This window comes from Paenalkalicoccus suaedae, from assembly GCF_006965545.2.
In the GTDB taxonomy this organism is placed as follows: Bacteria; Bacillota; Bacilli; order Bacillales; family Salisediminibacteriaceae; genus Paenalkalicoccus; species Paenalkalicoccus suaedae.
Genome location: NZ_CP041372.2, coordinates 3137127 through 3152636, shown reverse-complemented (window position 1 = coordinate 3152636; position 15510 = coordinate 3137127). Strand labels below are relative to the sequence as shown.

The window sequence follows — 15510 nt, the reverse complement described above, 5'->3', positions numbered from 1 at the left end:
TATGAAGGTAGCTAAAAAGTATAAAAAGTTATTGGAGTCTTACAGCGTTTTTCCATATAAGATAGAAGAGAATGGAGAGTTATTCTGGTATATCCAATACGCGCGCATGGGTAATCCAACAGATGCATTAGTAGTGGATCAGTCTGAAAATGTGATTAAAAATGATCAAGCGAAGCAAATTGCTCGTCGAGTTCACATGTATGACTCTTGCATGATTAATTTCGCAAGTTTAGATCAAATGGCACAAAAGTCTCAAAGCGCTGCTCATGAAATGATCAATGTTTTAGAACAACTATATGCTTTAGATGACTCAAAAGACTTGATTAAAACGGTTCAAAACGCATTTATTAATCAAGTTAATCTACAAAAAGAATTAGTTGGGCTACGAGATGAAATTATTGAGTTAGACAGGAAAGTTGTACAGGAAACGGGTACTTTAACTGAAACAGATGGGAATCTTGCAGACCAGTATGAACGGAAATTTAAAGAAATTGTATACAGGCAGTCTTTAGGAATCTATCGAGTAATACATGATGCTAGGGAGCTTTGTCAAATAATTTCTACTTATAAAGATCGCTCGTCTAATGAGGAGGAGAAACAGTCATATATATTAGCTCACAAAGTACTTTCAGATGCTACGACAAAATCAAATGAGGGCACTTTGAAAAAGTCAATAGATTCTATAGAGGGAGACTATCCTCCATTAAAACAGCAATCCTATGAAGCTCGTGTGGAAGAGCTTTTAGAAGCAAGAGATGAGAATGTTCGCATGTTAAGAAATAAGTCTGAAGCGTTAATTCGTAATTAAAGAACGATCTATGTGAGGAGAAGATGACGATGAAAAAACGACTGTCAGAAAGGGGATCTGCCTCAATCGAGTTTATTGCGATGGTGCCACTTTTACTCATGCTACTAGTCGTCATATGGCAATTCTTTGTCGCTGGATTTGCTGTGTACAATACACAGGCTGCAGCAAATGATGCTGCGAAGGTGTACGCCGCGACTAACGATGTTGGACTAGCTCAGCAGGAAGCGCAGCGTATGCTCGATACGAATAAGCATGTGTCAGGAAGCGTAGGGATCTCTGGAGGCGGAAGCGGTGGAGAGTTTACTGCTACCGTCCAAGCGGATTTTCAAGTTTCCTTACTTCCGAGACAAGTACTCGGCTACAGCACCTCAATCCCCATTGAACGCACGGTCACAGGGAGAGTGATGCAATGATTCGCAACGAACGAGGCAACATGACGCTCTTAACTGTGGCGGCTACTGGAGCCATGATTACATTGTTCTTGATCGTATTTAGCTTTGCAAACGCCCTGCTCGTCAAGGGTAATGCGTCGTCAAGCGCTGAGCAGGCCGGGATCGCAGCAACAGCCGTCATTTACGAAGCCGTTAATGACGCCATTGATGAGTATGATGAGCAGGCATTGATGGAGCTTGAGCTCGAGATAGATGTAGACCCCACCTTAACCATCGATTTGGGTGAAACAAAGTCACTACGCGAGCGCATTACGGATCGAGCAGAAGAGGATTCTAGAGACCGGAGTCCAGCTGAAAAGTCTCGAGCTGCTTTAAATGAAGTCATAAGCAATGAACTACGTGGTGGCAACGACGAGTTAGAGGAAATCATCTCGGAGTATGTGTTGGCAGCGATTCCTGAATCCGTGCAAGCTGCAAGAGCATTAATCGAAGCAAACAACGGTTCCACACGTGATGGCTCTATTACATTCTTTAGAGAAAGGCAACAGATCGAGGTAGTTGCCTCATCAAGAATGGAGTCTCTCATTTTTGATGAATTGATCGGAGAAGAGGAGCGGTTTGTGACAGATGAAGGCTATGGTCCAGTCGTACCGTTTATCGATTATATAAACTGGAGCCCAATCGAACAACAATTTTAGGCGCAAAGGAGCGCATGCTGATGAACGTATTCTCAGAATCTACTAGTATTTACTCTAAAAATATAGGGCGCATTATGCTATTAAGTATTCTCATAGTCCTCCCTCTTTTATTGCTACACATGTTTTTAACAAACTATTTATATGTCTTTTCAGCGACACCTGGACAGGAGTTTGTTGTTGATGGGACAAACGCCTTTTTGATGATTTTCTTCTTTCTTTTAGCTCAAATACCTTTTATTTCTTTCTTTCACAATGAGATAGAAGGCGAGGAAAAACTTCTACGACGAGCACTACTAACCTTCGTTGAGAAGGGGCTCCCCCTTTACTTATTTTCGATTTTATTTACCGTCGCGATTATGACAGGCATTCTTTTCTTTATCATTCCAGGAATTATTATTCTTACATTTGCGTTTGCAGTCCCATATATCACGATCATTAGAGGCCAAACCGTACGCCGAGCATTTGGAGCTGGCCTATTAATAGGCAAAAAACGATTCTTTCGGTTACTTGGAGTCATTTTATTTGTAGGATTTGTTGAGATCTTACTCTCTCTTCTTGCATCTCTCGGTATTCAAACCGTGACCGATAGCTACCTCGCCGTAGCAGGAACATCGATATTACTAAACATGATCTTTCTACCATTCTTCGTACTATTACTCACCCTATTTATGAAAAAATGGTCGGAAGAACTCTCAATTTAAGGACTGATGGACAGATGGACAAGAAAATCAAACGCTGGAATCGTATTTATCTATTTTTATATATTGTATTGTACGGATTCGCTGTACCAATTGGTCTACTTGTATTCTTGTTTTTAGAGGATGAAAGCTTTCCCGTGGTACCTGTAGTGGTAGCCTTCGTGCTACCTATTTTGAAGCGCCAGCACATGGAGCGTCTGCGAAACGAAGCACCTTAATAGAAGCTAGGCGATCTTAGATCGCCTAGCTTTTCGACATAGTGGAAGTTGAATGCATAATGGAAGAAAGTAAACGCATGTTGCGGAAATTCGTGAGATGTTGAACACATTATTCGAGAACGTGAATACACTTTGCGAGAAAAGTGGAGAAGTTGAACGCAAGAACCATATGTAAGGTAAAAACACATAGAAGAAGGCATTAAAACTATAGGTAAGCCGTAAACCAGATTTACAATCGGAGGGGAATCATCATGAAGAAGTCACTGCTTATCAGCGGATCAAGCATGCTACTCCTTATTGGAGCCTGCTCCAATAATAGTGAAGAGGCAACGATAGAGGAAACGACTAACGAGGAGATTGCATCGGAGCCGGCGAATGAGCCGGACGAGGTGGAGGAAGTTTCTAATGAGGTTAATAGAGAAGAAATGACGCTTGAAGATCCTGGGGTACCGTATATTCCATCTTCGATGGAGGAGGTGCTGGCGTTCCCGCCGGGGGAGTTTGCTGGGATGGATCCGCAGGAGTCGGAGGAATTTTCGGATGTGTTGGCGTCGTTGCCGGAGCTTCGGGAGGATGCGTCTGAGGAGGAGCTGTTGGCATATATCACGCACCTAGGAACGCTTGTGGCCCCGTCCTATCCGGATCCTCGCTTGCTCGCAAATCGCTGGGAGCAGATTAGCTTTTTGACGCCGAATGAGGATGGAGAGCTAGGGCCTGAGCTTGCGGAGCTGAATGTGGAAATCTTGTTAGACGCGAGTGGCAGTATGCAAGAGGAACTGGATGGCACGGACAAGATGTCGATCGCGCAGGACGCAATTGATGGCTTTGTGTCGGAGCTGCCAGAGGAGGCGAATGTGGCGCTTCGCGTTTATGGACATATTGGAGAGGATCCAGAGCTGTCTTGTGGCACGATTGATCGCGTGTATGATTTACAGCCGTATGAAGCGGACGCGTTTGCGGATGCGCTAGGGAGCGTTGAGGCGAATGGCTGGACGCCGCTTGCGCACGCGATTGAAACAACAAGTGAGGATTACCGCAATGCCGCGGAGGATGCGACGAATATGATCGTCGTCGTGAGTGACGGCATGGACACATGCGGCGGCGATCCGGTTGCGGCGATTGAGGAGCTGAGCGAGTTAAACGTGACGCCGATCATTTCGATTATCGGATTCGACGTGCCGGCGAATGAACAGGGGCAGCTTCGAGATATGGCACGTGCAGCATCGAGCTCGTTTGCGACAGCCAATGATCAGGCGCAGTTGATCGCGGAGCTGGATCGGAATGTGGAGATCGCGCAGGCTTGGATGAGCTTTGAAGCGGAAGCTCGCCAAGAGGTAGAAACTATGCGCGGCGAACAGGCTACGGAGATTTTAGAAGAACGAGGAGAGTGGCGCGTTACTTCTCAAGATGAAAGAATCACGATGAGGTTTGTTATTGACTATTTAATTGCAAATGAAATCGTTGATCAGTCTTTAGCGTCTGATTTGCATGCTTTGAGAGAAGAGAGAGCAAGTGTGTCTTATGACATTGGCGAGGAATTCTATGGATCTCTTTATGATGCTAATGTAGAAAATCGGGATTCGATGATGGAGGAATTGGATCGGCTGACGGAGCGTGAGTAGGGTACGAATAATTTGTGCGTCTTTTTTAATTGTTTGGAGAAACCAAACACAGAATTGAAGTTATCAAACACGGAATACGTAAAAAGGCGAGAAACCAAACACCAAATCGCAGTTAGCAAACACAAAACGCGAAAAAAGCATAGTTACCAAACACAGGAGAGCGACGAAGTGCAAACGTTGCGATGTGCTTTCTGCGATGTGGGGGAAATCATTACGAAACTGCATTTACGTTTTTTTTCTACCTGAGAAAGTTTATAAATAGACGAACGTGTGTTTTTAGTGTAAGGTAATGGAAATAGCTATGGGAGGTGCTGCGTTGGTTATTAAGCCACGGAAAACGCCCGTATCTTTTCGACATTTCGATGCTCTTATTAGAAGGCTTGAGGTGCGGCACCCGCTTGTATGGCAGGTCCAACAGGACTACGACAACGCCAAAGCGGGATTTGCTGGCGAGGAGTCGCTCGACTTCCAGCTAAGCTTGCTGCGCCCGGCCGAACACTACATACTGCACCAGGTTCGTTTACAAGTAAACGAGCACGTTTTTGAGATCGATACGCTGATTGTGTATAGCAACATGATCGTTATTCTAGAAGTGAAAAATTTTAGTGGCAGGCTCGATTTTTGCGACGAGCTCGGACAGCTCGTGCAACATCGTAGCAAGGAGGAGCCGCGTGCTCTCCGCTACCCGATGTCCCAGCTTGAGCGACAGCAGCTGCTTTTACGTGAGTGGCTCGCCAAGCATTTTCCTCAGAAAATCGAGGTACATGGGTTCGTCGTATTGGTGAATAGAGCTTCTATTGTGCAAGGCGGAGACTTGATTGATGGCTTAGTGCGAGCGGATAAGTTGCCATTTGTGTTGAATCGTCTTGCTTTAGTAGAAAGAAAACTGCGGTTAGAGGCAGTAGATCAGAAGCGGTTAGCTATGAAAATTGCGGGTGCTTGCAAGGAGCCGTATGTGGATTTAGTGGAGTGGTATGCGATAGAGAGCGAGTACATCCGAGGTGGCGTCTACTGTAGCTCGTGCAAGTCTTGGCATGTGGAGAGGTTGAGAGACCGCTGGTGCTGTAAGTCTTGTGGGCATGTGGATAAGGACATGCATAAGGAGGTGCTTCGTGATTACCAGTTACTGTTTGGCAATGTGATCACGTGTAAAGAGGCGTGTCGGTGGTTGGGGTTGAAGAAAGGAACTTGTTTAAAACTCTTAAAGGATATAAGTGAACCGACTTCGTTAAGCCGGAAGAAAGTATATTATTCGTTGAAGTCTCTTACCTAGGTGAGAGGCTTTTTATTATGGACATTTGTTGGAGGTGCTACTTGGAGAAGATGTTGAACACATTATTGGAGAACGTGAACACACTTTACAGAAAACCCAAAGAAGATGAACGCACCTACAAAATGTCAGAGCAAAAGTTGCCATGTGCTACCGCCGCGCGGGGTCTTCGTAGAATGGCAGTTGGGCAATTAAGTAGGTCCATGAGTCGCGGACAGTGCACATGGACAAGACAGAGATGGACTGTTATTTAGTAAGTTGAACACATTATTAGAGAACGTGAACACACTTTGCTGAAAATCGGGAGAAGTTGAACACATTCTCGGAGAACGTGAACACACTTTGCAGAAAACCCAGAGAAGTTAAACACACTTACATAAAGAAAGCGCTCTTAAACCTTGCAATAAATTCAGAAAATTCCCCTTGCTTTTTAATGTGACATACTTTATTTTAATAGTATGACATAATAACAAAAAAGAGGTGAATTGGCGTGGCTCATTGCGTGTTTGTAGTATCTGATTCTGTTGGGGAAACGGCTGATCGGCTTGTGCAGGCGGCACTTACGCAGTTTCGTGCGGCGGTAACGATTGAACGGTATTCATTTGTAACGGATATCGATATGCTCGAGCGCATCGTTGTTTCTGCAGCAAAAAAGGGAGCAATCATTGCTTATACCTTTGTCCTGCCGGAGTTACTCGTGCAGGTGACACGGCTCCAGGAGGCGCATGACGTGCAAATGGTCGACTTGATCACACCGATGATGACGCTGATCCAAGATACGGTCCAAGAAGCGCCGCGCGCAGAGCCGGGCCGAATGCGACGGCTAGATGAGGACTATTTTAAGCGAATGGAAGCCGTAGAGTTTGCGGTGAAATATGATGATGCGAAGCGAGTCGAAGAAGGCATCAAGCAGGCGGATCTTGTACTCATAGGCGTCTCACGCACGTCGAAAACGCCCCTCTCCATGTACCTCGCGCATAAACAGTGGAAGGTGGCGAACGTGCCGCTGGTACCTGAAGTGGCGGTACCGAAAAGCCTCTTCGACCTCCCACGCGGACGATGCATTGGGCTGACGCTATCACCAGATAAGCTTAAGCAAATCCGCACAACGCGAATGAAGTCCATGGGAGCACCATCGACTGGCACATATGCGAGCTTTGAACGCATTTTAGAGGAGATGACCTATGCGGAAACGATTATGAAACGCGTCGGCTGCCCGACGATTGACGTGACAAATCGAGCTGTTGAGGAAACAGCGGAGTACATTGTAGACATGGTGAATATGGAAAGGGGAATCCGACTATGACAACGCAATTCGTGTTTGACTTCGCTACAACGACAAAGGTGACAAAGGAACTCGCCGGAGGAAAGGGCGCCAACCTCGCTGAGATGACGCGGATTGGGCTACCTGTACCGCCTGGATTTACGATAACAACGGAGGCCTGTCTGCAATACGATGCGGCAGGACGCAAACTACCTGACACCATCCGCGAACAGACGCTAACAGCACTCGCAGAGCTCGAAGCTAAAACCGGTAAAAGACTTGGTGACAACACGAATCCACTGTTTGTTTCTGTCCGGTCAGGGGCGGTTGTGTCGATGCCGGGGATGATGGATACTGTGCTAAATCTCGGCATGAACGATGACACGGCGCGTGCGTTTGCCGAGCAGACGGGGAATCCGCGGTTTGCTTACGACTGCTACCGTCGCTTTTTGCAAATGTTCTCCGATGTCGTGCTCGGCGTTGACATGTTTTACTTTGAACGCGAGCTTGAGCATTACCGCGAGCAGAAGGGCTATAAAACGGATCCAGAGCTCACGGCCGACGACTGGAAGGAGCTCATCCAAACCTTCAAGCTTATCGTACAGAAAAAACATAAACAGCCTTTCCCAGAGGATCCACACGAGCAGCTTATGCTAGCGGTTGCCGCTGTGTTCCGCTCGTGGTACAACGACCGAGCGATGATTTATCGCCGTGTGCACCACATTCCACATACGCTTGGAACGGCCGTCAACATTCAGTCGATGGTCTTCGGCAACATGGGAGACACGTCCGGAACGGGAGTAGCATTTACGCGCAATCCATCAACAGGAGAGGCGACATTATACGGCGAATACCTCGTTAACGCACAGGGAGAGGACGTTGTAGCGGGTATTCGCACGCCGAATCCGATCGCGGAGCTTGCGTCTGCGATGCCGGACGTGTTCGCTCAATTTAAGGAGACATGCGAACGCCTTGAAGCGCACTACCGTGATATGCAGGACATTGAGTTTACTGTAGAAGATGGCAAGCTTTACCTGCTACAAACGCGAAATGGCAAGCGTACGGCCGCAGCTGGTGTTCGTATTGCCGTTGAAATGGTACGCGAGGGTATTCTGACCCGTGAAGAAGCGCTTCTACGCGTAGACGCGGACCAAGTGGACAAACTGCTCCATGCGCGCATTGATGATTCCGTTGACCGCGATGTGTTTGCAAAGGGATTACCGGCGTCACCGGGCGCTGCGAGTGGCGCAATCGTCTTTTCCGCTGACGATGCGGCGAAGCGAGCGGCCGATGGCGAGCGCGTGATCCTCGTCCGCCCAGAGACGACGCCTGATGACATTCACGGGATCATCGCGGCCGAGGCCGTGCTCACGACTCGAGGCGGCATGACGAGCCACGCGGCGGTAGTCGCTCGCGGCATGGGCAAAGCGTGCGTCTGCGGTTGTGAGGAGTTAAACGTCGGCGAGAATACTCTCTCTGTCGCGGGAGAAACGTTAGTGGAAGGTACGATCATCACGCTTGACGGAGGCACCGGGGAGGTCTACATCGGCGAGGCGCCGATGGTGATGCCAGAGTTATCGGATGAATTTAACGAACTGTTAACGTGGGCCGATGACGTCCGTCGCATGATGGTTCGCGCAAATGCGGATCAGCCACTAGATGCAAAACGTGCAGTTGAGTTTGGAGCAGAAGGCATCGGCCTTTGTCGGACGGAGCATATGTTTATGGAGGCTGACCGAATTCCAGTTGTCCGCGAGATGATTTTTGCCAAAACGATGACGGAGCGCGAGGCGGCCTTGCAACGTTTGGAACCTATGCAGGAAGAGGACTTTTTTGGATTATTCGAGGAGATGGGAGGTCGTCCTGTTACGATTCGCTTATTGGATCCACCGTTACACGAGTTTCTCCCAGACAAGGAGGAATTGATTGTGCGGGTGACGGAGCTTGGGATTACGGGTGAACATCCGGCGGAGCTGACGGAGAAGCGGCGGTTATTGTCGCTTGTGTCGGAGCTTGAGGAGAAGAATCCGATGCTTGGTCACCGTGGCTGTCGTTTAGGGATGACGCATCCTGAGATTTACGCGATGCAGGCTCGTGCGATTTTTAAGGCGGCGGTGCGATCTGGCGCTGTGCCTGAGGTGATGATTCCACTTGTTGGTCATGTGAATGAGCTTGCGGCGATGCGTGCGGTTGTGGAAGAAGAGGCGGCGCGTGTGGAGGCGGATCAGGGTGTGACGCTGACGTATACGGTCGGGACGATGATTGAGGTGCCGCGTGCGGCTATTACAGCGGATGTGATTGCGGCTGAGGCGGACTTTTTCTCCTTCGGGACGAACGATTTGACGCAGACGACGTTTGGCTATAGTCGTGATGATGCGGAAGGGAAGTTTTTGACGCAGTATGTGGAGCGGGAGACGTTGCCTCGTAATCCGTTTGTGCATATTGATGAGGATGGCGTTGGTCGCTTAGTTCGGCAGGGCGTGGAGCTTGGTCGTGGGTCGAAGCCTGGTTTAAAGGCTGGTATTTGTGGGGAGCACGGTGGCGATCCGGAGTCGATTGATTTCTGTGAGCGTGTTGGGCTTGACTATGTGAGTTGTTCGCCATACCGGGTGCCGACGGCGCGGTTGGCGGCGGCGCAGGCGACGCTTCGGTTGCGGTCAGGGGAGACGGTGGAGGTTTAGAGTGAGGGTATTTTGTAGGTCAAGAGATTAAGGTCAAGTGAGTGAGGTCAAGACCAAGGTCAAGTGCGGTCACCTTTCGGTGCCCCTACGCGTCGTTTGCAACTACCGGTGGTTGTTTGCTCAACTATTTCGAACGGCCAAACCAATGGCCGTTCGAAAGGATTTTCGCTGCGCGAAAGTGCTACCACTGGTAGTACGCAAACGCCGCTACGGGGCTCCTACGGTTACGAATTATTGTTAGTAAAACCTTCCTCTTTTTTGTGGCTACGAGGCGAAAGGGCGTTGCCTCGCTTTTCTTTAAGAATAGGCTCTATACTTGAGTAATAATGTGCACTGCGTGAAGTATAAATCATGTGAATAAAACCAAATGCGTGCTGTGAGTGAGGTAATGCGTACGGCGGCACCTTCTTTAGTTACGGTAATGATAAGGATCGGTTCACCTTCTATTTAGAGGAGGTGGGCTTTTTTGTAGTGGGGAAATATATCGCAAGTGAGTATAAGTATGCCGCATCGAAATAGAACAATGCCAAAAAAGATGTATGCCCCATCAAGGAAGAACGATACCATAAGTTAATCAGTCTGTAAGATTACCTACCTGAGAATTTACAGCTTCATCACATTGCCTACATATTTTCTAAATAATGTGATTACATAATTTGAGAATGGGGTAAATATACAGGGAGAAATTAGCAAATGGGGAGGAGACGAGCTTTGTTGTAGTTCGTAAAAGTCTGCAATAAAGTACCAGTTGTCCATTCGAAGGCCTTAGTCGATTTACGAATAAATCAAATAAGAAAGCAGGGATCAGATATGCAGGTTAAGAATAGCCAAAAGCTGTTGCAACGTTACATGGACGTTCGTGGATACTCTCATAAGCTAGTGGAAAACCTAGAGATTGAAGATTTTTTATTGCAAGCAGCAACGCATGTCAGCCCGACCAAGTGGCATTTAGCCCACACCACGTGGTTTTTCGAAAAATTTATCCTCGAGGCATACATAGATAGCTACGAGCATTATAACGAGGTATTTTTGTATCTATTTAATTCGTATTACAAGCGCATCGGTAATCCGCATCCGCAGTCTGAGCGTGGGCTCATCTCGCGTCCGACTGTGAATGAGACGATGGCGTACCGAAAGCATGTTGACACCCATATGAAGGAATTGCTCTCTCAAGATCCTGATCAGCTCGATCCGAAGCTTCTTGAGGTACTTGAGATTGGTCTTCAGCACGAGCAACAGCATCAGGAGCTGATTTTAATGGATCTGCTCTATAACTTCTCGCATAACCCAGTGCCACCAGCTTTTTTACCTGAATCTTCAGAAAAAATGGGTGAAGCACCAGCCCTTACATTCCATACTTTTGAAGAGGGGATGACAGAGGTTGGACATAGTGGAGACGGGTTTGCGTTTGATAATGAGGAGCCGCGTCACCGCACGTTTTTACATGCGTTTAAGCTCGCTAATCGTCCCGTTACAAATGGAGAGTTTATGGCATTTATTGAAGATGGAGGCTACGAACGCGCTGAGCTATGGTTGTCTGATGGTTTTCAAACGGTTCAGGATGAAGGGTGGAAGCATCCCCTTTATTGGATGAGACAAGACACTAGCTGGATGATGTTTACGTTAGGCGGAACGGTCGATATTGACCCAGATGCGCCAGTCTGTCACGTGAGTTTCTATGAAGCAGATGCTTATGCGCGTTGGGCAGGAAGAAGGTTGCCGACGGAATCGGAGTGGGAGCATGCGCTAGCAAACGAGGTCATCGAAGGCAACTTTATGGAGGATATGGTGCTCGCTCCAACGTCCCTTTACAGTGGCAAAATGTTTGAAAAGGCATATGGTGATGTATGGGAATGGACACAAAGTCCATACACGGCCTACCCGAGAAGCAAGCCATTAGAAGGTGCTTTAGGCGAGTACAATGCCAAATTTATGTCCAACCAGTTAGTGCTACGCGGGGGCTCCTGTGTAACACCGCTGTCCCATATTAGACCGACGTATCGCAATTTTTTCTACCCACAAATGCGCTGGCAGTTTAGCGGCTTTAGATTGGCGGATGATGTATGAGAATAGAAAAGGTAAGTCAACACGGCATGCTCCAAGGCTTAATGTCTGAGCCGAAAACCATCTCGGCGAAATACTTTTATGATGAGCGCGGATCAGCGTTATTTGAAGCGATCACCGCGCTACCTGAATATTATCAAACGCGCACGGAAGCGAGCATTCTGGAGGCATCGCTACCAAAACTCGCGTCATACATGGATCGTCCGGTGACACTGATCGAGTACGGAAGTGGCAGTAGCGCAAAAACGCGAATTTTACTCGAGCACCTATCGAACGTCAACACGTACATTCCAATCGACATCTCAGAGGAATTCCTGGCCCAAACCGTGCAACAGCTAAGCCTAGACTTCCCAGCAATTCGCGTAACCGGCGTCTCGGCAGACTACACGCTACCAATCACCCTACCACCTTCTCAGTCAGAAAAGCGGGTCGTGTTCTTCCCAGGCTCTACGATTGGTAACTTTGAACCAGATGAGGCAAAAGCATTTTTAGCAAACAGCCGTCACATGCTACATGCAGGCGACTTATTTTTACTCGGTGTCGACCGTAAAAAAGATGTGTCCGTCGTCGAAGCAGCCTACGACGACTCCGCCGGAGTAACAGCTGCATTCAATAAAAATGTCATTGCCCGTTTAAATAGAGAAACAGGTGCGAAGCTAGATGAATCAGCTTTTTCACATGTAGCTTTCTATAACAAGCGCAAAGGCAGAATCGAGATGCATTTGAAGGTCAGGTCGGATCAAGACATGCAGGGCTTAGGCGCTGGCATTCAGTTTAGTGAGGGCGAGCTCATTCATACGGAAAACTCGTACAAGTTTGACGAGTCCGACATCCACGAACTCGCTGTCGCAGCAGGATTTACAGTGAGGGAAATTCTCTCTGACGAAAAGGAATACTTTAGCGTCTGTGTGCTAGAAGTGCCAGGAGCGGAGTAGAGGGTATAGGTAGATGGAGCCCGTGAACGAGAGTGTTCACGGGCTCTTATTTGTGCTGGTTTAGGGGGAGGAGGCACGACGGCGAAAGGATTGCGCAAGTTGGAGGGAGAATTGCGTAAGTTGAAGCGCCGATCGCGTGAAAGTAAGGGTCAACCGCGCGAAAAAGCAGTCGAACTGCGTAACGCGGAAAAAACCGCGCAAGTTGGAGGGAGAATTGCGTAAGTTGAAGCGCCGATCGCGCGAAAGTAAGGGTCAACCGCGCGAAAAAGCAGGTGAACTGCGTAACGCGAAAAAAACCGCGCAAGTTGAAGGGCGAACTGCGTAAGTTGAAGCGCCGATCGCGTGAAAGTAAGGGTCAACCGCGTGAAAAACCAATGGAACTGCGTAACGTGGAAAAAACCGCGCAAGTTGAAGGGCGAACTGCGTAAGTTAAAGCGTCAATCGCGTGAAAGTAGAGGTCAACCGCGCGAAAAACCAGTCGAACTGCGTAACGTGGAAAAAACCGCGCAAGTTAAAGGGCGAACTGCGTAAGTTGAAGCGTCGATCGCGTGAAAGTAGGGGTCAATCGCGCGAAAAAGCAGTCGAACTGCGTAACGCGGAAAAAACCGCGCAAGTTGAAGGGAGAATTGCGTAAGTTAAGGCGCCGATCGCGTGAAAGTAAGGGTCAACCGCGCGAAAAAGCAGGTGAACTGCGTAACGCGGAAAGAACCGCGCAAGTTGGAGGGTGAACTGCGCAAGTTAACGCGACGCTAGCTTAAACCAAATCCCCCCTCACCATCCAAGGTAAATAGTTGCAACATTTCCACTTATTATGTATGATGGACATAGAATATCCACTAGGGGAGCCGAAAGCCGGCTGAGACGACGCGTTTGCGTTGGACCCTTTGAACCTGATCTGGTTGGTACCAGCGGAGGAAAGTGGTTAGGTCGTGCTATGGCGCAGCCTCTCTTTCCCGTGATCGCGAGAAGAGAGGCTGCGCTTCTTTTTCGTGGTGACGTAGGAGCCTGTTGTTGATTAAAATGGACGCGTTAACAAAACGTGCTTGTCAAACAGCTCGGCACTTGATACACCTCGCCTCGCCTTTCCTTATCTTTAGCGTTCTATCCAACCGAAAGGACTACTAGTGGTATTCTCCAATTAAAAAGGAGGAATACGAAGATGAATTTTTCGGATCAGTTACGACAGGAAGCAGCGCCAATTTTTGATGCAATTATGGAGCATCCGTTCGTGCGAGGCATTGCGAATGGCGACGTGCCGAAAGAAGCACTAATTCACTACGTGAAGCAGGATTTTGAGTACCTCACGACATTTTGCCGCATTTATGGACTCGCTATTTCGAAGTGTGAGAACCGCGAGGACATGATTTTCTTCCGCGATCAAATCTCGTTTGTGCTTAACGACGAGATTCATCCGCACAACAATTTTTGCGAGGTCGCCGGCGTAAGCTATGAAGACCTGCAGAAGGCCGCGCTCGCGCCGACCGCTCATCACTACACGCGCCACATGCTTCAAGCAGCCACTACAGGCTCTTTGGGCGAAACATTAGCAGCGCTTGCTCCATGTCCGTGGACGTACTGGGAGATCGGGCGCAATCTGATGAACGAAATCAATCCAACAACCGACCATCCATTTTATGACTGGATTACGTTTTATGGAGACAAAGACGTTAGTTTGATTACAGAAACGTTTAAACAGAAAATAGATGCTTGTGCAGAAGCGGCTGGACCAGCGGAGCGTTCTCGTATGATGGAGCACTTCCTCATTAGTACACAGCTTGAGCATCAGTTCTGGACGATGGCCTTTGAACAAGAGAAATGGCCCGTTCCAGAAGGCGTTCTAAAATAATCGATAAACAAAAAAAGCCCCTTAGCGGGCTTTTTTTGTTGCCATAATTGGAGCAGTGCGACCCGATTTTCTCGACAAAAAGCTGTGTAAGGTCATGCCTATCATAATCAGCAGAAGACCGAGTATCGCGATGCCGCTTGGGAGTCGGGTAGAGAGGAGAAGGACTTCGCCGACCATAACGAAAATCACCTGGGTCGACTGCGTTGCCTCGACGGCTCCGAGTCGTTCGCTATCGCCGCGAACACGATCGGTTGCGATGAAGAACAGCGTCGTTGCGATAACGCCAGACGAAACGCCGACGATAAAGGCTTGAAGCACTTGACTCGCGGGCGGTGGGCCAACGGTTACGAGACCAGCTCCGGCAAGAAGTAGCCAAAACGGTGTCGTCATAAGCGTCATGCCAAGTATGCGCTGAAACGTGTCAAGGCGCCCGTCAACGAGCTCCATCATTTTGCGGTTGCCAAGCGGATAAGCAAATGCAGCCAAAACAACTGGCAAAATTCCTGCAAGCATCGAGAGTTGCAGACCATCCGCGTGCTGCCACTGAATCAGCACAACGCCGGCAAATATAATGAGCGAGAGCATAAGCGACTGCACGGCAAGCTTTTGCTTGAGGAAAATCGGGCCGATCAGAATCCCGGCAACGATCGTCAGCTGCCACGTTCCGGCTATGAGCCAGCCAGGTCCATAAGCTGCTGCATATGTAAGAGGTACATAAAAGAGCACAAAGCCAACGAAGCTCCAGCCGAGCCATGATAACGGTGCTTTTTTTATTTCAGTGAAGATTTGGCTGAGGTTACGTCTGAATAGGACAAGTAAAAGTAAGAAAGGGATCATAAATAAAAAGCGTAGGGACGAGCTCCACAGAAAGCTGCCGCCACTTAGTTCCATCGAGCGGTTCAAAATGAATGTGACAGCAAAAAACATGGAGGCCAGTATGCCGATTGCGATTTCTTTCATTGTGTATGCCACCTTTAATGAAGTTGTTGGTTTTTACTATACGCCTAGTTGTTG

13 protein-coding genes and 1 riboswitch are annotated in these 15510 nt (G+C 48.2%); of the genes, 12 read left to right on the top strand and 1 reads right to left on the bottom strand.

Going from position 1 to position 15510, the window contains the following annotated elements:
* Position 1 precedes the first annotated feature (1 nt).
* The 12 genes from FLK61_RS16495 (at position 2) to tenA (ending at position 14496) form a co-directional block, all read left to right on the top strand.
* Positions 2 to 808, top strand: a complete 807-nt coding sequence (locus FLK61_RS16495; RefSeq protein WP_176010455.1) for a hypothetical protein — start codon at positions 2 to 4, stop codon at positions 806 to 808.
* Between the two features lie 29 nt (positions 809 to 837).
* The gene (locus tag FLK61_RS16490) at positions 838 to 1221 is read left to right on the top strand and encodes a TadE/TadG family type IV pilus assembly protein (RefSeq protein ID WP_176010454.1); all 384 of its coding nucleotides are present in this window, start codon (positions 838 to 840) and stop codon (positions 1219 to 1221) included.
* Positions 1218 to 1898 (top strand): flp pilus-assembly TadE/G-like family protein, encoded by a 681-nt coding sequence (locus FLK61_RS16485; RefSeq protein WP_176010453.1) that lies wholly within the window; start codon positions 1218 to 1220, stop codon positions 1896 to 1898. The genes FLK61_RS16490 and FLK61_RS16485 overlap by 4 nt, the downstream gene beginning before the upstream one ends.
* A 20-nt stretch (positions 1899 to 1918) precedes the next feature.
* Complete coding sequence (locus tag FLK61_RS16480) at positions 1919 to 2599, top strand: hypothetical protein (protein ID WP_176010452.1); 681 nt, start codon at positions 1919 to 1921, stop codon at positions 2597 to 2599.
* Positions 2600 to 2613: 14 nt separating this feature from the next.
* Complete coding sequence (locus FLK61_RS16475) at positions 2614 to 2814, top strand: hypothetical protein (RefSeq protein ID WP_176010451.1); 201 nt, start codon at positions 2614 to 2616, stop codon at positions 2812 to 2814.
* A 251-nt stretch (positions 2815 to 3065) separates the two neighbouring features.
* Positions 3066 to 4436 carry a vWA domain-containing protein gene (locus FLK61_RS16470; RefSeq protein WP_176010450.1) on the top strand — a complete coding sequence of 457 codons (1371 nt, stop codon included), beginning with the start codon at positions 3066 to 3068 and terminating at the stop codon, positions 4434 to 4436.
* 316 nt (positions 4437 to 4752) lie between these two features.
* On the top strand, positions 4753 to 5709 hold the full coding sequence (locus FLK61_RS16465; protein ID WP_176010449.1) for a nuclease-related domain-containing protein: 957 nt from the start codon (positions 4753 to 4755) through the stop codon (positions 5707 to 5709).
* A gap of 487 nt (positions 5710 to 6196) precedes the next feature.
* Entirely contained in the window at positions 6197 to 7012 is an 816-nt protein-coding gene (locus tag FLK61_RS16460; protein WP_217706295.1) for a pyruvate, water dikinase regulatory protein, read from the top strand.
* A complete protein-coding gene (gene ppdK, locus FLK61_RS16455; RefSeq protein ID WP_176010448.1) occupies positions 7009 to 9651 on the top strand; it encodes a pyruvate, phosphate dikinase in 2643 nt (880 codons plus the stop codon). The genes FLK61_RS16460 and ppdK overlap by 4 nt, the downstream gene beginning before the upstream one ends.
* A gap of 810 nt (positions 9652 to 10461) precedes the next feature.
* Entirely contained in the window at positions 10462 to 11718 is a 1257-nt protein-coding gene (egtB, locus tag FLK61_RS16450) for an ergothioneine biosynthesis protein EgtB (protein ID WP_176010447.1), read from the top strand.
* A complete protein-coding gene (egtD, locus tag FLK61_RS16445) occupies positions 11715 to 12650 on the top strand; it encodes an L-histidine N(alpha)-methyltransferase (RefSeq protein WP_176010446.1) in 936 nt (311 codons plus the stop codon). The genes egtB and egtD overlap by 4 nt, the downstream gene beginning before the upstream one ends.
* A gap of 828 nt (positions 12651 to 13478) precedes the next feature.
* Positions 13479 to 13584: riboswitch (TPP riboswitch) on the top strand.
* A 225-nt stretch (positions 13585 to 13809) separates the two neighbouring features.
* On the top strand, positions 13810 to 14496 hold the full coding sequence (gene tenA / locus FLK61_RS16440; protein WP_176010445.1) for a thiaminase II: 687 nt from the start codon (positions 13810 to 13812) through the stop codon (positions 14494 to 14496).
* Between the two features lie 21 nt (positions 14497 to 14517).
* Here the strand turns inward: tenA and FLK61_RS16435 are convergent, their stop codons facing one another.
* The gene (locus FLK61_RS16435) at positions 14518 to 15456 is read right to left on the bottom strand and encodes a DMT family transporter (RefSeq protein ID WP_176010444.1); all 939 of its coding nucleotides are present in this window, start codon (positions 15454 to 15456) and stop codon (positions 14518 to 14520) included.
* Between the last annotated feature and the right edge of the window lie 54 nt (positions 15457 to 15510).